Source organism: Devosia sp. MC1541 (genome assembly GCF_012847305.1).
In the GTDB taxonomy this organism is placed as follows: Bacteria; Pseudomonadota; Alphaproteobacteria; order Rhizobiales; family Devosiaceae; genus Devosia.
The window spans coordinates 151,318-169,509 of the sequence record NZ_JABBDZ010000005.1 but is presented as its reverse complement, the minus strand read 5'-3'; the positions used below and the strand labels follow the sequence as shown (position 1 = coordinate 169,509).

Here is an 18,192-nt window from a genome sequence, read left to right as displayed (position 1 = left end):
AGTCACGCTACCTTAAAACTCTCAGCAGCCGCCGAGGCCGCTTGCGCCCAATCACCGTGGGCGACAGCCCGTCCAATCAGAATGACGGCGGGTCCATCGACAAATTCGACTGCGCCCTCTGCCAAGGCACCAAGCGTGCCAGAATAGAATGTCCGATCCGCCCTGCCCGCATTGACGACAATGCCGACAGGAAGATCAAAACCTGCCCCATGCGAAACCAGTCGCGCGGCCGTTTCGGCGGCGATGGCTTTGCCCATGTAAAGCGCGACCGTCAGCCCCGACTGCGCCAGCGCCGCCCAATGGTTCAAATCTGTGTCGTCCGCGCCGTGCGCCGTCGCAACGACAAAGCCCGTCGACACGCCGCGCAGAGTGACTGGCGTTGCCGTATCTGCGGCAGCGGCAAGAGCTGCACTGACGCCCGGAACGATGTCGTAAGCAACGCCCGCCTTACGCAAAGCCGCGATCTCTTCGCCCGCACGGCCAAAGATCATCGGGTCCCCAGACTTGAGCCGGGCGACCTTTTTGCCCTCTGAGGCGAGACGCACTATGAGGGTATTGATCTGAGCCTGACTAAAGGAATGGTGTCCCCGCGCCTTGCCAACGCAAATCTGTTCGGCATCGCGGCGGCCCATCTCCACCACGGCTGCGGGGACGAGTTGATCGTGAACAATCACATCAGCGGATTGAAGCAATCGCTGGGCGCGCAGGGTAAGGAGGTCTTCAGAACCCGGGCCCGCACCGATCAACCAGACGACGCCATCGCTGCGGCCAGCATTCGCGTGCTGCTGAAGGAGATCATTGGCTGCGGCGTCTCCTGCGCCCGCTTCGACGGCACGAGCGACGGCGGGTGAACTGACAAGCTCTTCGTAATACCGACGACGCTTCGGCCCCTCGTGGATCAGGCTCTCGACCGCGTGGCGCATCTTACCCGCAAGGCCAGCGATCTTGCCGACGCTGGGCGACAGCATGGCTTCGATTTGCGCGCGGACGAGACGCGCGAGAACGGGAGCATCGCCCTCAGTGGAGATCGCCACGGTCAGTGGCGCACGATCCACGATTGAGGGCGTATAGAAATCACATTCGGCTGGAACGTCGACCACATTAAGCGGAATGCCGAGGCGACGTGCTGTCGCTTTCGCCAACTCTGCCGCGTCACTTTTTTCTGCGACGAATACGAGGCTTGTGCCGACAACGTCGTCTGCAGTGATCGCGCGGGGGATGATGGCCACAGGAAAGGCGGAGAAGTCAGTTTCGACAGTCTGGGAGTAAATCTCTACCGAAGCTGTCGTCTTACTAACCAACCGGACCTTATTAAGGGCTTCATCGTTACCGCCGACGATGATGATGCGCTTACCCTTGACCTTAAAACTCAACGGAAATGTGTTGAGACTGCCCATTTGGTTTCCAAACAATAGATGCTGGAACCTAATCTAATTTCATCAAGCGCAACAATGGCTTGAAATTCGATAGCTTTTATTTTCCTCTTCAGACGCGTGACTTGGAAAGAGCATCACCATGCAGGCCACTTCTCGCCAAATAAATCTTTCCCGGATCGCCAGAGAGAATTTTTTGCTGACGAGCGGCGCAAGTTTTGGTCGAGCAATTTGCGTATAGCGACACGTTTGGAGAGAAATATTCTCCGAATTGCACGGTCCGCGTCAGGCCGGATAATTCTGCAAGTCAGAAGATGACGGGCGGTGAGTGGTGTGCGGTCCGTTGCGACGGCTGACGCGGAGAGAGGAACGCTTCTGCGTGAAAGCAGAATGGCCAACAAAAAAGGGACCGCATTGCTGCGGCCCCTTCAAACTTGAAAATCAAACCCTCAGCCCTGGCGGCTCGGTACGTGAACGACAAGACCATCGAGCTCGCCACGCACCTTGATCTGGCATGACAAGCGGCTTTCGTCACGAACGTCGAAGGCGAAGTCGAGCATGTCTTCTTCCATCGACGATGGACCACCGACCGTGTCGCGCCATGCAGCGTCGATATAAACGTGGCAAGTCGCGCAAGTGCACGCACCACCGCATTCGGCGACGATGCCCGGAACAGCGTTCATGATCGCCGTTTCCATGACGGTGGAGCCGTTTTCGCCAACAGTTTCGATACGTTCACCCTGAGCGGTGACATAGGTAATCTTGGTCATTAAGGGGCCTTCCAGACGATCAAAGACCCATAAGGCCTTCGAGGTAATGCTTTTCTATCCCAAACATAGCCTTGACTGAAGCAATCCGGTCAAGCGCGGCTTCGCGAGACATCGCCTGTCCCTTTTGCGCGACGATGAGATTGTTCTTGGGCGTATGTGCATCAGATATGAATTCGAACACCTTGGTGCGATAGCCGTGCACTTCAAGAATGAGTGCGCGTAGACCGTCCGTCACCATCTCGGCCTGCTTTTCAAGGAACGTGCCGTGGCGCAGCAGGAAGTCGAGGCGTTCATCGGCTTGCCCCTGCTCCATCGAGCGACGGATCTGCTTATGGCAGCACGGCGCAACCGCAATCAGGCTCGCGCCTGATGTAATGCCCTTAAAGATTGCGTCGTCGGTGGCTGTATCGCAGGCGTGGAGCGCGATTATGGCATCAGCGCCGCTCGTGTCGAAATCAAGGATCATGCCGGACGCGAAGCTGAGGCTCGCAAAGCCAGACTTTGCGGCCAGGGCATTGCCGCTCTCGACCAAGGCGGGACGCATCTCTACGCCCACTATCTTGGCCTTTAGGCTCTCACGCTTGAAATAGTCGGCCAAGGCGAAATCCAAATAGCCCTTCCCCGCGCCCATATCCATAATGGTGGGCTCGGTTGCGCCAATCTGTTGAATCAGCGGCGCAAAGATTTCGACCATCTTGTTGATCTGGCGGAACTTGTCTTGGGACGCCGACAGAACCTTGCCATCAGCACCTGTAATGCCGAGTTCCTTCAGCCAAACAGAAGACGTATCTGCCAGTGGCCGGTTCTTCGCCCGGTCGTGCGTAGCGGGGGCAGCTTCTCTACCCTTCACGTCGCGACGCTTGAGGCGAACTTCGTCCTTTTGACGCTCGAAGCTAAGGTCGAACGCAACTGTTTCAAGCTTGGCGCTTCGATAGTCGTTCGCCAGACCCGCCGACAAAAACGCTTCAGCTTCTGCCAAAGCGAGGTTTTTGGTGATGTCGCGGGTTTTGTAGCGGTAGACCAAGCTCAAACGCTCGCCGGCCTTGATGACCACCTTGCGGGCTTCAACCGATTTCAGATCGGTTGAAGCACCGTGGTAGCCAGCAAGCTTCAGTTTCAGCAGCGTACCGTCCGCGAATGTATCGCGAACAGCAGCTACAAACTCAGCGATGCGGTCGGACGCGCTCAATGCCGTTCCTTCGTGGTGAGGAAGCGGATCTTGGGCCAGTCCTGCTTCGCGCGGTCAGCCCACCAGGCGTTCTGAGCAAGAAAGACGGGGGATTCAGCGCGATCTTCGGCCATGTTGACCTTCTGCGCGGCGATGAAGCGCTTGAGTTCCTCAGCGTCATCACATTCGACCCAACGGGCAACTTCATAACCCATGGATTCAAAGGTGATTGGGACGTTGTATTCCTTAGCAACGCGCGACGCCAAAACTTCAAGCTGCAGCTGACCAACGACGCCGACGATCCAGTCTGCGCCTACCATGCGGCGGAAGACTTGCGTGACGCCTTCTTCGGACAGGTCCGAGAGAGCCTTAGCCATCTGCTTGGTCTTCATCGCGTCGGTCAAACGAACGCGACGAATGATTTCCGGCGCAAAGTTCGGGATGCCGGTGACGTTGATATTCGCGCCTTCGGTGAGCGTATCACCCACGGACAAGGTGCCGTGGTTTGGGATACCGACGATATCACCCGCAACAGCCTCTTCGGCGAGTTCACGGTTGTTACCAAAGAAGAACATCGGGTTCGACACGGCCATATCTTTGCCGGTACGGACGTTCTTGAGACGCATGCCGCGCTCGAACGTGCCCGAGCACAGACGCACGAAAGCAATACGGTCGCGATGGTTCGCGTCCATATTCGCCTGCACCTTGAAGACAAACCCAGTGACCTTCTTGTCGGCAGGGTCGATTGGCGCGGGCAATGCTGGTTGTGGACGAGGTTCAGGGCCCCACTCGCCGAGGGTCCGCAGCAGTTCAGCAACGGAAACACCCTTGAGCGCAGAGCCGAACAGCACTGGACTCAAATGGCCAGCGTGGAAAGTTTCGAGATCAAACTCTGGGAGCATGGCTTGCGCCATTTCCAAAGTTTCAAGGGCCGTCATGAAGACTGGATTGTTCGCCAATGCTTCGACGTCCAGAAGATCTTCGAGGCTCTCGAACTCGACGATGGTCTTGCCCTTAGGATCAACAACGCGCTTTTCGATCAGATCGATATAGCCGGTGAAATCCACGCCCTGCCCGATTGGCCAGAGCACAGGCGTCAAATCCAGCGCCAGCTTGCCTTGAATTTCGTCGATCAGTTCAAGCGGGGCATGACCTTCGCGGTCCACCTTATTGATGAAGGTGATGATCGGAATGTCGCGCAGACGGCAGACTTCAAACAGTTTGAGCGTCTGGCTTTCGATACCCTTGGCGGCGTCGATGACCATGATGGCCGCGTCAACGGCGGTCAGCGTGCGGTAGGTGTCTTCCGAGAAGTCCGAGTGGCCCGGCGTATCGAGCAGGTTGAGCGTCAGCCCGTCATAGTCAAAGGTCATCACCGAGGAGGTGATGGAAATGCCGCGCTGCTGCTCCATTTCCATCCAGTCCGAGCGCGTGGCGCGCACGCCCGACTTGCCGCGAACAAGGCCGGCAGACTGAATTGCGCCTGCTGCTGCCAGCAGGCGTTCGGTGAGGGTCGTCTTACCGGCGTCAGGGTGCGAGATGATCGCAAAGGTACGGCGAAGACGGAACGGTTCGTTGGTGGGCCGGGCTGGTGCCGCGGCAGCGGTGGCAATGGTCATCGATACTGCTGAATGTGTTGGCGCTGGCAGAAAGAGCCGAGCGACCCGGCCTTACATATGGGTGCGCTGTATAGTTTGACAGAGGTGTTTGGTCAAACGGACGCAGTGTCTCGCCTGTTCCAATTCATTCTGGAACAAACTTGAGCGTACCAAGCTTGCGCAGGGCAAACCCATCAGAAGTATGGTGCACCCCATCCATGAGCGGCACATCATGAAAATCGTAAGGGCTAATGCCCTCAAGACAGGCGACGTTCACGCCATATTGCCCGGCAACGGAGCGGCGAACGTGGAAGGTATAGATGCCACAAACCGAGCAGAAGTAGTGCTTGGCCGTGTTGGTATTGAATTGATAGAGCGTGAGCTTGTCTTCGCCCTCCGTGATGCTGATCCCGCCGGGATCAGCCGACACCGCCACGGCCCCACGCATGCGGCAGAACGAGCATGTGCAACGCCGTGCCGTGCGCAAACCGTCCGTCAGCTTTACCGTGAATTGAACTGCACCGCAGTGACAGGCCCCTTTTGTTGTAGCAACATCGAGATCCATCACAGTGCCTCCTTGGTTCTCGGCTTACTCTGCTTCGCTCAGAATGTCAGCGATTGTCGCACGCACTTCTTCTACCGCCATGCCCAAATCATCGAGCTGTTCGGTGGTGAGCGGGCGCATGACCTGCAAATCGCGTTCAAGCTGGCGCGCGAGTTCTGTCACTTCAAACGCACCCACCCCTGCAGAGGCTCCCTTGATCGCATGCAAATTCATGGCCATGCCGTCGTAGTCCGCCGCCAGACGCAGGCGTTCGTAATAGTTTTTGATGGTCGTATCAAAGAGACGCAAAATTTCGAGTTCTAGGTTGGGATCACCCAGGCACTGCTTGGCCAAATGAGCGCGGTCAATGGGACGCTTCGACAGCGCCTCATTGTTCTCTAGCTCGTTCTCGTTGACTGCCCACTGAGCCATAGTCGCACTCCTAGAACCGATCGAAATCGGCAAATACCCTGTGAACAACTTACGCAACGCCCATGAACAGGGAATTAAGCCACAGCTTTGCCTTGCTCAAACGATCAAAAGGTTAACGTTTTTCACTCAAAAATTAACCTTTGAGCAAGAAAGCGGTGGGTTTGCTTAAAATTGAATGTAAGTATGCGCTTTAACCAGCGCGCGGCGGCGAGGGTTTGGGGGACAATCTGGGGCATTTGCATCGCATTGTCCCGTTGTGGCGTTGAGCTTGCTAAGGGCTTGAACGCGATAACAACTCCCAAAATCCGCCGTGTTGCTGCAGTGCCGACGCGAGAGTTGTAAAGAGTATGGCGAAGAACACGACACCCCAGAACGATCCGGCCGCACTGGCTTTTTCGGCCGTCGAGGATGCGCTTAAGGATTCGGTGTTCGATTTCGAGGAAGGCGCCGAGCCTACTTCGGAAAAGAAGCCTACGGCCCCAGCCCGTTCGGAACGTTTGCGCGCCGCCGATAAAATCGCGCAGCAAGCTGGCGTTGTCGCCAACGACGACCGCATCTCAACTTCCAAGCTTCTCTATAGCTTGCAGAGTCGTTCTTCAAACACTCCGACCTACCTCGCTCTCGGTCTCTCCCTCGTTTGGCTGCTCGCATGTGGCACCGCTGCTTGGCTGCGTTTCGCGCCGCAGATGTCCAACTTCGGCCAGTTCATGGGATCGGTCGAATTCGTAGCACTGCTGGCCATCGTTGTTCTGCCGATCGTGGGTTTCTTCGCCGTAGCCACACTCTTCCGTCGCGCCGCAGACCTTCGCAATGCTGCATCCTCCATCACCCAAGCCGCTATGCGCTTGGCCGAACCAGAAATTACCGCCGCCGATAAGGTCGCTTCGGTTGGCCAGGCCGTTCGACGCGAAGTCAACGCGCTTGGCGATGGTCTTGAACGTGCGCTCTCGCGTGCTGGCGAACTCGAAGTGATGATTCACAACGAAGTCACCGCCCTCGAACGTACCTATTCTGACAACGAATCGCGCATGCGTGCGCTGATTGCCGAACTCGCCAGCCAGCGCGAAAGCGTGCTTACCAACACCGAACGTGTCCGCGAAGCAATCACCGAAAGCCATACCGGTCTGGTCTTCGATCTCGACATGATCAGCCAGCGTATTTCGGGCTCTATCGTCGATAGCGGCGGCAACCTCACCCGCGCGCTGGAAACAGCGGGCAACACGCTCAACACTGGCTTCAACGACCATGCGGACCAGTTCGTCCACCTCCTCGAAAACCGCACGACGGATTTCCTTGGCGCACTGAACGACAGCTCGCGCCGCCTTGAGAGTGGGTTCGACGAAAAAACCGCAGAGATGGCTAAGGCTCTCGATGCACGTGCGCTGAACCTCAATTCTGGCGTTGAAGACCGCATCGCGCTGCTCAGCCAAGCACTTGACGCCCATCAGCAGTCCATCTCCGCGACGATCGACGCGCGCACTCAGCACATCGCCGAACGCGCGGACGTGCTCACCGGTGCTTTTGAAGACCGCACGAAGAATATTGCCGGCCTGATCGAAGCACGCACCACCAACCTTGCCTCTGAACTTGACCTGCGCACAGAAGCGCTGTCGAACTTGCTCACCGACGGTGGCAGCTCGCTCCTCGAACAGCTGCGCATTCGTGGCGAAGAAGTCAGCGCCGCCCTCGCCGCTATTGGCGCACAGGTGTCGGGCGATATTTCCGGTCGTTCGACCGAAGCCGAACTGCTTCTGGCAACGCTCTCGCGCCAGCTTGATGAATCTGTCTCGATCCAGCTCAACGCCCTCGATAGCCGCTTGCAGTCGGCCATTATCGAAATTAACGGCGCGCTGGATGATACCTCGGAGCGCGCGCGCCTGACCGTTTCGTCGGCTGGTCGCGATTCCTTGCAGGACTTCGACAACCGCCTCACCGAAATCACCGGTGCGCTGGATGATAAGCTCAAGGCATTGGACGATGTTATCGGCGAACGTGGCGAGCAGCTTGTTGCGCGTCTGGGCGAACAGGGCACCAATTTTGCTGCGCGCGCAAACGTGCTGGAAATGGCCCTCAACGCAGAGTCCGGCCGTTTCAACGACATCGTTTCGGAACGCACACGCGAACTGAGCGAAACCCTTGGCGCCAAGACACAGTTTGTTGCTGACAACTTGACCAAGCGCGCAGAAGCGATCGCCGATGTACTCGACGGCCAGGCGACGCTGATTGCCGATACGCTTGACGCTCGCACTGGTCAGCTCAATGAGATGCTGATCAACCGTGCTACCGAAGTTGGTCAGACCATTAAGGCTCAGACCGACGAACTCGGCGAAGTCCTCGCGAACCGCACCGTCGAAGTCAGCGAAGCCATTCACCTTCGTTCGCAGGAACTGGGCGAGACCATCGTCACGAGCACCCAGGCGTTCGATCAGGCTATCGCCGGTCGTACCCAGCGTCTCTCCGACACCTTGGAGAACCAGACCCGTCAGCTCGACGAAACCCTCACTATTCATACGCAGGGCCTCGACGAAACGCTCACAGCGCGTAGCGAATACCTCAACAATGCTCTGGGAACTCACGCGTCGTCCATCGACCAGAGCCTAGCCGTTCGCTCCGCTGAAATTGCGTCGACACTGACTGTCCGCGCAGCTGAAATCGACCAGAACCTGGCAGCGCGCTCGAGCGAAATCGCGTCGAACCTGACAGAACGCGGCTCTATGCTTGATCTCAATCTTGCAGCGCGTGCGGCTGAAATTGCTTCCACTCTGGCCGACCGCAATGCTGAGCTTGATCAGAACCTTGCGCTCCGTTCTGCCGAAATCGCAACTACCTTGGCTGAGCGCGGCTCTGAACTTGATCAGAGCTTTGCAACACGCTCGGCAGAGCTCACTTCGACACTATCGGCGCGTAGCCAGACACTCGAACAGAACCTCGCCCATCGTGCAGCGGAGATTGCGGCAAGCCTCGCCACCCACGCTGGCGACATTGACCAGAACATGGCGCTGCGCTCGGCAGAGCTCAACAACACCCTTGCCGCTCGCGCTTCGGAGTTGAACGAAACCTTCTCCGGCCGCGCCGACGAATTCTCCACCACCATTTCTTCGCGTACGCAGGAACTGGCGGCAACATTGGCCGACAGCACGCAGAACCTTTCTCAGGCTTTCGATGGCCGTGCCGACGAGCTGGCAAGCACCATTTCGGCGCGCACCCAGGAACTGGCGGCCACTCTGGCCGACAGCACGCAGAACCTATCGCAGGCCTTCGATGGCCGTGCCGACGAGTTGGCAAGCACCATTTCGGCGCGCACCCAGGAACTGGCGGCAACACTCACCGAGCGCACCGACAACCTCTCGCAGGCCTTCGATGGTCGCGCCGAAGCCCTTGCCGACACGATCACCGCGCGCTCGCAAGACCTCAGCGCCACACTGTCGGAACGCACCAACGCGCTCTCGCTCGAATTCGAAACCCGCACCCGCGACCTCGCTGGTCAAATCGACGAGCGCACCGGCACTCTGGTGTCGAACCTCGACGAACGCACCTACGAGCTGGCCAACGCAGTTCACACGCGTACCCTGCAACTCAACGAAGCTCTCGGCACCCGTACCCAGTCGCTCTCCGACACGCTCGCAACCCACACAGCCTCGATTGGCGAAACCATCGGCCTGCATACCGCAGAGCTGGCGTCGACCCTTGATCAGCATGGTGCAAATGCCCGTGGCAGCATTGAAAATGCTCTGCGTCAGGCAACCGACACCATGTCGGAACGTCTCGAAGAAATGTCGCAGACGGTCACCACTAAGGTCACAGAAGTCAACAATGGTCTCGAAAGCGGCCTCGATGCTGCCATCGTTCGCATCGCCGACGCAGAACGCGGCGTAGCAGCGAGCATCGAAAGCGCCAGCATCACTGTCGGCGAAAGCGCCCGTCAGGCGGCTGAGCTCATCGAACACGGTGTTAACTCCGCCCGTCAGGCCATCTCTGACATGGTCGATGAGCGCCTTGGCACCCTGCCCGAGGCAATCACTGCGCGTGCAGACATTACCGCAGAACGCCTGGCTGCCCTCAACGCGACCATCAGCACCTCGATCACCCAGTCCATGGCGGACCTCGAAGCGGGCGCTGACCGTATCGAAGAAACCATCGCGACCCGCATCACTGCGGCGGCTCACGCGATTTCGGACAATGTCGAGAACACAGCGACCCGCATGGACTCCGCTGTCCGCTCTGCACTCGACCAGATCCGTCTGGCCGCAACCAATATCGATCAACTGGTCAGCGTGAAGGCAGTGGATGCTGCCGAAGCAATCGAAACTCGCCTCACCGACATCAATCGCTCGGTGGAAGTGCACACTTCGACCTTCGCTCAGTTGGTCACCGAAAAGACCGGCCTGCTGCACAACGCGTTGGCGAACCACGGCAATATCCTGCGTGATGCTCTCACTGAGAACAGCACACAGGCTGAGCAGCTGATGGCAAACTCGACAGGTCGCATCCTGAGCGACGTGAGCACTGCCCTCAACAAGCTCAACGACTCCAATCTCCTGCTGCAGCGCGTCCTCGACGCTTCGACCGCAAATCTGGCGAGCCTCGAAACCAGCGTGGCGCAGCAGACCGCGAACTACTCCAGCACCATGCGCGAAGCCATGGGCCAGACCGAACAGGCTGGCACGATGGTTGCCCAGCACGTTGGCGCCCTCCAGACGACAATTCAGTCGATGGTCCAAGAGTTTGGCTCGATCCTCGGCCGTCTCGACCACGAGGCCGTTGGCCTCAACATGGCCGCGCACGCCCTCGACAGCTCCAGCACCACTGCACTGGAAAATCTCGAACAGCGCCGCGAGGCAATGGACTCCCTCGCGCAAAGCTTTGCGTCGCGTGCCGACGACATCGACGGCCGTATGCGCGTTTTTGCACAGAGCATTGCCGACACCGTCAACGACACGGAACGCCGCCTGATCGGTGCGCGCCGCGCCATGGACGAAGCCCTCAACGCGACCACACACACCGTCACCGATGTGCTGGCGAACACCACCCAGACCCTCACAGAGGCTCTGGAACAGAACAGCGAAAACGTCGCCAACGCGCTCTACACGACCAACGAACGCTTCACTTCGACCCTGAACAGCAATGTTTCGCAGGTTGATCAGGCCGTTCAGCGCGCCGCAGATGCAGCAGCAAATGTTCTGCACCAGACCCAGAGCCAAGTGCGTCTGGCGCTGTCCGAACAGGCCAACCAGGTCAACGCTGCTCTCGACGAAAATGCCAACAAAGTCAGCGATGTACTCGCCACAACTGCTGGCAGCGTAACCGACGTTCTGACCACGACCACGAGCTCGCTCGCCGACACAATTTCGGACTCTACCGCTTCGGTTCGCAACGCCATTTCGACCAATGCCGGCCAGCTGCGCCGCGCTCTGGACGAAACCACTGGCGACGTGACCGGCAAGCTTGGTGAATTCCATTCGGTCGCCGATACCGAAAGCCGCCGTGCAAGCGAAGTTCTGCAGGAAGCGCAGCAGCGCATGATGGTTGAGATGCAGCGCGCAATCGACGAAGCCACCCAGCGCTTCAACGAAACCGCTCGTGCAATGCGCGAAACTGCCCGCGAAGTGGGTGGCGAACTGGAAGCGACCCGCGCCGAATTGGCTCGCAGCGTCAACGATCTACCGGAAGAAACCCGCGCCAGCGCCGCCGCAATGCGCCGCGTCGTGGCCGAGCAGATCGAAGCGCTCAGCGAACTCAATGCCATCGTCCGTTCGCAGCCAGCGAGCCACGACGTCGCTGAGCGCCGCGCGCCGAACCGCCCTGCCCCACGCCAGCCAGAAGCACCGAGCTTTACGCAGCGTCAGCCAGAACCTGCCCGCGAAGTTTACCGTCCGGAACCGGCTCAGGCGACCTTGGTTGACCCGATCCGTACCCAGCCGGTCGAGCCGCAGCCAGCACCAGCCCGTGTTGCACCGCGTCCGCAGCCACAGCCACAAGCGGCTCTGCCAACTGCGGCAGAAGTTGCCGCGGCCGCCGTTGCCGAAGCCGGTCCTCCACGGGACGGCGGTTGGCTCCGCGACGTGCTGCGTAACGCCTCGGCCAAGCAAGCCGGTGGCATTGCTCCTCAGGGCCTTTCGGGCCTGACTGAAGAGATCGCCCGTGCGATTGATGAGAATGCACTGGCGGAAGCTTGGGCACGCTATCAGTCTGGTGAATCGAATGTTTTCACCCGCCGCATCTATTCGCTGACCGGCCAAGGCACCTATGACGAAGTGCGCCGTCGCATCCAGCGCGAGCCAGACTTCGCGCGCACAGCACAGGCCTATATGACCGAGTTTGAAGCGCTGCTTAAGCGTGCCGCCTCGGGCAATAACCCAGCTGCCGAAACCCGCGAGTATCTGCTTTCGGATCGCGGCAAGGTTTACACGACCCTCGCTCACGCCAGCGGCCGCCTCGCGTAAAACAACACATAATCGAGATGAAAAAGCCCCGGAGAGATCCGGGGCTTTTTTTGGCACATCTGTGGCCCGGTGCTGGCACTTTTGGGCGTCAGGCGAGGCCCGGGCGTGGCTTTTTGGGGCCACGGCGGAGTGGCAACGTGTTGGCGATGCAGAGCAATTGGTGGTTTTTTGGGGGGCGGAGGCGCGACTGTCCTATGGGCAGGCAGAAGCACTATCTCTGGGAGGAGAATACAAGATCTGGGGAGTGCGGGGTTAAGTGAAGGGGCCGGACCAAGAGGCTGATGGAAGGCCCCCTCACCCGCCCCAAGTGGGGCGACCTCTCCCCGTGGGGGAGAGGTAAAAAGAGGTGGGGAGAGTTAAAAGTGGCTCAGAGGGATTTTGGGGGTTTTAGTTTGAGCGAAATCAGAACGCAGATCACCGCTAGGGCGCAGGCGACGACTGAGTAGAAGAACGCGAAACTACCCAACGGCTCCATGAGCGCGCCGAAGACGATGAGACCCACCATCGCGGCAGCCTGCGTGAGCATGTTGGAAAAGCCCTGCGCTTCAGCGGCGTTCTCTTCGCGGGTCCAATTGGCGATGAAGTGGACCATGCCAAAATAGCCCAGACCAAAGCTCAAGGCGTGCAAGCACTGCGCGACATAGAGCAGCCAAACAGGCGGGCTGAAGGCCATGATGGCGAAGCGCACGAGCCCAGCGATTGCCGACACCATGATCATATTGCGCGCCGTGAACCGGCCGCCGAATTTTCGCCAGCCAAACATCAAGGTTGCTTCAGCTGCTGCTGACACCGCCAGCAAGGGGCCGATGTGATAGCTGCCAATACCGTTCTCGTGCCAGAGAAGCGAGGCAAAGCCACCCATGATCGCATTGCCCCCATTGACGAGAGCAAAGGCGACAAGTGGCAGAACAAACCAAAGCTTGAGCGAGTCTTTGAGGCGGCTGGGTGCGTTCTGATCGGCTGTGACGGCGGCAACAGTGAGCTGCGGCTCTGGGGCGCGAAAACGCGGGAGTAGGAATGCCAGAAGCGCACGCGCGACGACCACAGCGACATAGAGATAGACGAAGGCCTCTGCGCCCCAAGTGCTCAGAGCAGACCCCATGATAATGGCAGAAGCGACATAGCCAACGGTCGCCCAGGCGCGAATGACGCCGAAGTCTGTGCCGTTACGGCGGGTCATGCGCACAGTGGCAGCATCGATCACCGGGGGAACGAGGCCATTGCTCGAGGCACACAGGGCCCAGACGAACAAAATGCCCCAGAATTCAGAGACGTAGAAGAGCGGCAAGGCAACCAAGGCCGAGACGATGGATAGACCTATCAGCGCCGTCCGCCAGTCATCGGCCTTATCAGCAATGCGTCCAACGACAACGTTGAGGATGAGCAGCAACAGGGTCGGCAAGGCATTGATAAAGCCAATTTGCTCGGCCTGAATGCCGTTCTCAAAGAGCCAGATGCCTAAGAAGACAGAAGCAACGCCACCGGGAAAATAGACGGTGAACTGATAGATTGTCGCGCGCAGCTCGGGAGTATCCCAGCGCGAAGCCAACGACTGCATGAAACTTGAACTCCGGCGCAAAACCGCGCCCCCAAAACCCTACATGAGCCGGAAGTTCAATTGACGCAAGGAGATTTTACGAGGTGAAGTCAGAGGTCGCCAAAAATTGATAGAGTTCAGTCGCTTAGGTGCGTTTTCGACCTGTCGTCGCTGTCATCTCCGTCCAGCGGATAAGCTCAAACTCGCCGGAATGATTTTCAACGACGGCTGTGCAGCTTTCGACCCAATCGCCGGTGTTGATGTATTGAATGCCCAAGCGGTCGTGCATGTCAGCGAGGTGAATATGGCCGCAGATGACGCCATCGACACCAGTTTCCTTGGCCTCATGGACAAGGGCTTCCTCAAACCGCCCGATGACGGAAACGGCGTTTTTCACGCGCTGCTTGGCCCATGCACTGAGTGACCAGTATTGCAAACCAAGGCGACGGCGAACCCAATTGATGGCGCCGTTGACGCGCAGGGCTGCGTTGTAGGCCCAGTCGCCGACATGCGCGAGCCATTTGGCGTTCATCACCACCACGTCGAACTGATCACCGTGAATAACGAGATAGGTTTTTCCGGTGGCGGAGGTGTGGATCGTGCGCTCGACCAGCTCGATTTCACCGAAATAGGTGCCGAGATATTCGCGCAAAAATTCGTCGTGATTGCCCGGCAAGTAGACGACGCGCGCGCCAGCCTTGGCCTTGTCGAGAATGATCTGTACCAGCTGATTGTATTCTTCAGGCCAGTGCCACTGCTTGCCCAAGCGCCAGCCATCGACAATGTCGCCGACCAGATAAATCATATCGGCATCGTGGGCGCGCAAGAAGTCGATCAATTGCTTGATGCGGATCGGTTTCATGCCGAGATGCACGTCGGACAGAAATAGCGCCCGGACATGTCGGGTTTGACGATCTTCGGCCATAAGCCAGGCGCCCTCGTTTCAAGCAGAACTTATACTATCGCTGGTCGCTATCGCTGAATACGCAAAAGCAGGCAAGTCAGAATTAAATCGCCAGCTCAACGGATACGCGACTTCAACGCGAGGATGCGTTGGTAACTCTGGTCAATATTTTTTGCAAATTCTGGGTCGCGTTCCGCCTCGGAAACGAGGATGTCGCGGATTTCTTTCCCCAGTCCTGGTCGATATTCGGCCGTGTTGGAAAACAGAAGTACGTCCACACCAGCGCGGACAGCGCGCGTCACGGTCTGTTCGAGCGTGTAGTGATCGCGGATTGCACCCATTTCGAGATCGTCAGTGATGACCACGCCGTCAAAGCCAATGTCATTGCGGAGCACGCCATCGATCCACTGCCGGGACAAAGAGGACGGGGTTTTATCCCCGGCGTCGGAATAATCCGCGTGATAGAGGTGCCCGACCATCACCATGTCCATCAAGCCATCCGCCTGCATGAGACGATAAGGCTCAAGCTCCGCATCAGACCAGGTTTTGGTGATGTCGACATAGCCTTCGTGACTATCGGCGGTAGACGAGCCGTGTCCGGGGAAATGCTTGAGTGCAGTCACCAGGCCCGCCTCATGATGCGCTTGGATAAAGGCACTGTCATAGGCTGCCACCACCGCAGGATCTGCCGAATAAGCACGGCCAAACTTGGCGATGATCTGATTGTTGAGATTGGTATTGAGGTCTGCCACAGGGCCGAAATTGACCGAGAAACCGACGTCGGCAATGCCGCGCGCCATTTCGGCATAGATCATCTCGGCTTGCTCAACCGAGTTGACCGCTGCAATCCGGGCCGCATTGGGGATTTCTTTAAACCCAACATCTTTGGTCAGGCGTTCTACCGACCCGCCCTCTTGGTCGAGGGTGATAAAGGGCTTTAAGTCTGGAGACGCAGCGCGAAAACTGGCGTTCAATTCGGCGACGCCGGCAAGGCTGGAGACATTCTTTTTCAAGAACATGACCCCGCCAATTGCCCCTTCGGCCAATTGCTCGGTAACGGCGACAACGCCCTTGGACTTGGGGGAAGTGCCTTCAAAGCCCACCACGACCATTTGCCCCGCCTTTTCGGCAAGGCTGGCAGCTGCGGCGGCGGAGACCGAACCCAAAAGCACAGCGATAAACGCAAAAGTTCGAAGCAAAGCAATCACCTGGTTACGCGCAGAGGAGCAAATGGACCGTCAAAAATGTCCATAGCGTGGTGAAAATGCATTTTTTAGGTGCAGAGCCAGCACCAAAGCGCGATAATGGCCCCAGGTGGACGCAATGCCGGATGTTCAACCTTTCATCCGACAACCATCATACTTTTCGGGCGGAGACCGCAGGGTCGCCGCCCGTTTTTTTCGTTTTAGACCTTGTTCTGGCGGTTGGCGATGAGATCATCCACCACTGCCGGATCTGCTAGGGTCGAGGTATCGCCCAATGCGCCAAAGTCATTTTCGGCGACCTTGCGCAGGATACGGCGCATGATCTTGCCCGAACGGGTCTTCGGCAGGCCAGGAGCCCACTGAATATAGTCTGGCGACGCGATCGGACCGATTTCCTTACGAACCCAATTGCGCAGTTCAGCGCGCAACTCGTCACTGGAACTCTCACCAGCCATCAGCGTGACATAGCAATAAATGCCCTGCCCCTTGATGTCGTGTGGGAAGCCAACGACAGCGGCCTCGGATACCTTTGGATGGGCGACCAGAGCGCTTTCCACTTCGGCGGTGCCGAGGCGGTGACCCGAGACGTTGAGAACGTCGTCGACGCGACCGGTGATCCAATAGTAGCCGTCTTCATCGCGACGGCAGCCGTCGCCCGTGAAGTAATAGCCCTTGTAGGTTTCGAAATAGGTCGAAACGAAGCGACCATGATCGCCCCAAATGGTGCGCGCCTGCCCCGGCCAAGAATCCTTGATGGCAAGAACGCCTTCGCCCTTGGTCTGATCCTGCAGCTTGCCTTCTGGCGAGAGCACAACCGGCTGAACACCATAGAATGGCACGGTGGCCGAGCCCGGCTTGGTCGGTGTTGCACCTGGGAACGGGGCAATCATATGGCCACCGGTCTCGGTCTGCCACCACGCATCAACGATGCCGCAGCGGTCCTTACCGATGTGCTTGCGATACCACATCCATGCTTCTGGATTGATCGGTTCACCAACAGTGCCGAGAAGGCGCAGCGAAGGCATGTCATGCTTATCAGCATATTCAGAACCAGCACCCATAAGCGCGCGAATGGCGGTTGGTGCGGTGTGGAAGATGTTGACGTTATGACGCTCAACCACCTGCCAGAAACGGCTGGAGTCTGGCCAAGATGGAATGCCTTCGAACATGACCGTGGTCGCGCCATTGGCGAGCGGGCCATAGACGATGTAGCTGTGGCCAGTGATCCAACCCACGTCTGCCGTGCACCAGAACACTTCGCCACGACGATAATCGAAGCTGCGCTCATGGGTCAGCGAGGCATAGGTGAGATAGCCGCCAGAGGTGTGCAGCACGCCCTTTGGCTTGCCGGTTGAACCAGAGGTGTAGAGGATGAACAGCGGATCTTCCGCATTCATTGGCTCTGGGTCATGGAAGGGTTCAACGCCAGCGGCGGCTTCATGCCACCAGACGTCGCGCGCGCCCTTCATGTCGACAGTGCCGCCCGTATTCTCGACAACGAGAACCTTGGACACGCCGGGGCAATTCTGCAGGGCAGCATCGACGTTCGCCTTGAGGGGAACAGTCTTGCCACCGCGACGGCCTTCGTCAGCGGTGATGACCAGCGATGAATCGCAGTCATTGATGCGGCCAGCCAGCGAATCCGGCGAGAACCCGCCAAACACAACAGAGTGAACCGCACCGATGCGCGCGCAAGCGAGCATGGCATAGGCCGCCTCTGGAATCATTGGCAGGTAAATGGTGACGCGATCACCCTTTTTGACGCCCAGCTTCTTGAGGACGTTTGCGCAGCGGCAGACTTTCTCATGCAGCGTGCGGTAGGTGATATGTAGTGCTTCGTCGGCCGGATTGTCCGGCTCCCAGATAATCGCAACGTCATCGCCACGCTCGGCAAGGTGCCGATCAATGCAGTTGGCAGCAACGTTCAGGACACCGTCTTCGAACCATTTGATCGAGACATCCGGATAGGCAAATGTGGTGTTCTTGATTGTCTTGGGGAAGCTTACCCAATCCAGCCGCTTGGCCTGGTCTGCCCAAAAACCATCGGGGTCTTCTACCGAACGACGATAGTCGGCCTGGTATTGGTCCTGCTTGGTGTGGGTGTGCGCGAGTGCTTCAGCGCTTGGCTGGAATACGAGCTGTTCGCTCATAGGCATCCTCCCTTCGTCTCTCCCACAACTGTTCTACCTGACACCGCAACTATGCGGCAAGTACCGTG

At 58.3% G+C, this 18,192-nt stretch carries 11 protein-coding genes; 1 reads left to right on the top strand and 10 read right to left on the bottom strand.

The window, feature by feature from the left end; genetic code table 11:
• Nucleotides 1-2 precede the first annotated feature (2 nt).
• From cysG to HKD40_RS08050, 6 genes are all read right to left on the bottom strand, one after another.
• A complete protein-coding gene (gene cysG / locus HKD40_RS08075; RefSeq protein ID WP_169195220.1) occupies nucleotides 3-1,397 on the bottom strand; it encodes a siroheme synthase CysG in 1,395 nt (464 codons plus the stop codon).
• A gap of 425 nt (nucleotides 1,398-1,822) precedes the next feature.
• Nucleotides 1,823-2,143, bottom strand: a complete 321-nt coding sequence (locus tag HKD40_RS08070) for a 2Fe-2S iron-sulfur cluster-binding protein (RefSeq protein ID WP_169195219.1) — start codon at nucleotides 2,141-2,143, stop codon at nucleotides 1,823-1,825.
• A gap of 19 nt (nucleotides 2,144-2,162) precedes the next feature.
• Complete coding sequence (locus tag HKD40_RS08065) at nucleotides 2,163-3,332, bottom strand: SAM-dependent methyltransferase (protein ID WP_169195218.1); 1,170 nt, start codon at nucleotides 3,330-3,332, stop codon at nucleotides 2,163-2,165.
• Nucleotides 3,329-4,930, bottom strand: coding sequence for a peptide chain release factor 3 (locus HKD40_RS08060; RefSeq protein WP_169195217.1), 1,602 nt, complete (start codon nucleotides 4,928-4,930; stop codon nucleotides 3,329-3,331). The genes HKD40_RS08065 and HKD40_RS08060 overlap by 4 nt, the downstream gene beginning before the upstream one ends.
• A gap of 124 nt (nucleotides 4,931-5,054) precedes the next feature.
• The gene (locus HKD40_RS08055) at nucleotides 5,055-5,474 is read right to left on the bottom strand and encodes a GFA family protein (protein WP_169195216.1); all 420 of its coding nucleotides are present in this window, start codon (nucleotides 5,472-5,474) and stop codon (nucleotides 5,055-5,057) included.
• Nucleotides 5,475-5,498: 24 nt separating this feature from the next.
• Complete coding sequence (locus HKD40_RS08050; protein WP_169195215.1) at nucleotides 5,499-5,885, bottom strand: Hpt domain-containing protein; 387 nt, start codon at nucleotides 5,883-5,885, stop codon at nucleotides 5,499-5,501.
• A 347-nt stretch (nucleotides 5,886-6,232) separates the two neighbouring features.
• Here HKD40_RS08050 and HKD40_RS08045 point away from each other — a divergent pair, with 347 nt between their 5' ends.
• Nucleotides 6,233-12,328 (top strand): hypothetical protein, encoded by a 6,096-nt coding sequence (locus tag HKD40_RS08045; protein ID WP_169195214.1) that lies wholly within the window; start codon nucleotides 6,233-6,235, stop codon nucleotides 12,326-12,328.
• Between the two features lie 367 nt (nucleotides 12,329-12,695).
• Here HKD40_RS08045 and HKD40_RS08040 read toward each other — a convergent pair whose 3' ends face one another.
• From HKD40_RS08040 to acs, 4 genes are all read right to left on the bottom strand, one after another.
• A complete protein-coding gene (locus HKD40_RS08040; RefSeq protein ID WP_169195213.1) occupies nucleotides 12,696-13,886 on the bottom strand; it encodes an MFS transporter in 1,191 nt (396 codons plus the stop codon).
• 124 nt (nucleotides 13,887-14,010) lie between these two features.
• Nucleotides 14,011-14,790, bottom strand: a complete 780-nt coding sequence (locus HKD40_RS08035) for a UDP-2,3-diacylglucosamine diphosphatase (protein WP_169195212.1) — start codon at nucleotides 14,788-14,790, stop codon at nucleotides 14,011-14,013.
• A 95-nt stretch (nucleotides 14,791-14,885) separates the two neighbouring features.
• Nucleotides 14,886-15,968, bottom strand: coding sequence for a glycoside hydrolase family 3 protein (locus tag HKD40_RS08030; protein WP_169195211.1), 1,083 nt, complete (start codon nucleotides 15,966-15,968; stop codon nucleotides 14,886-14,888).
• Nucleotides 15,969-16,174: 206 nt separating this feature from the next.
• Nucleotides 16,175-18,124 (bottom strand): acetate--CoA ligase, encoded by a 1,950-nt coding sequence (acs, locus tag HKD40_RS08025; RefSeq protein ID WP_169195210.1) that lies wholly within the window; start codon nucleotides 18,122-18,124, stop codon nucleotides 16,175-16,177.
• Nucleotides 18,125-18,192: the final 68 nt, after the last annotated feature.

Coding starts and splice junctions, on each gene's coding strand:
- cysG (WP_169195220.1), bottom strand. CDS start 1,397: ATGGGCAGTCTCAACACATTTCCGTTGAGTTTTAAGGTCAAGGGTAAG.
- HKD40_RS08070 (WP_169195219.1), bottom strand. CDS start 2,143: ATGACCAAGATTACCTATGTCACCGCTCAGGGTGAACGTATCGAAACT.
- HKD40_RS08060 (WP_169195217.1), bottom strand. CDS start 4,930: ATGACCATTGCCACCGCTGCCGCGGCACCAGCCCGGCCCACCAACGAA.
- HKD40_RS08055 (WP_169195216.1), bottom strand. CDS start 5,474: ATGGATCTCGATGTTGCTACAACAAAAGGGGCCTGTCACTGCGGTGCA.
- HKD40_RS08050 (WP_169195215.1), bottom strand. CDS start 5,885: ATGGCTCAGTGGGCAGTCAACGAGAACGAGCTAGAGAACAATGAGGCG.
- HKD40_RS08045 (WP_169195214.1), top strand. CDS start 6,233: ATGGCGAAGAACACGACACCCCAGAACGATCCGGCCGCACTGGCTTTT.
- HKD40_RS08040 (WP_169195213.1), bottom strand. CDS start 13,886: ATGCAGTCGTTGGCTTCGCGCTGGGATACTCCCGAGCTGCGCGCGACA.
- HKD40_RS08035 (WP_169195212.1), bottom strand. CDS start 14,790: ATGGCCGAAGATCGTCAAACCCGACATGTCCGGGCGCTATTTCTGTCC.
- acs (WP_169195210.1), bottom strand. CDS start 18,124: ATGAGCGAACAGCTCGTATTCCAGCCAAGCGCTGAAGCACTCGCGCAC.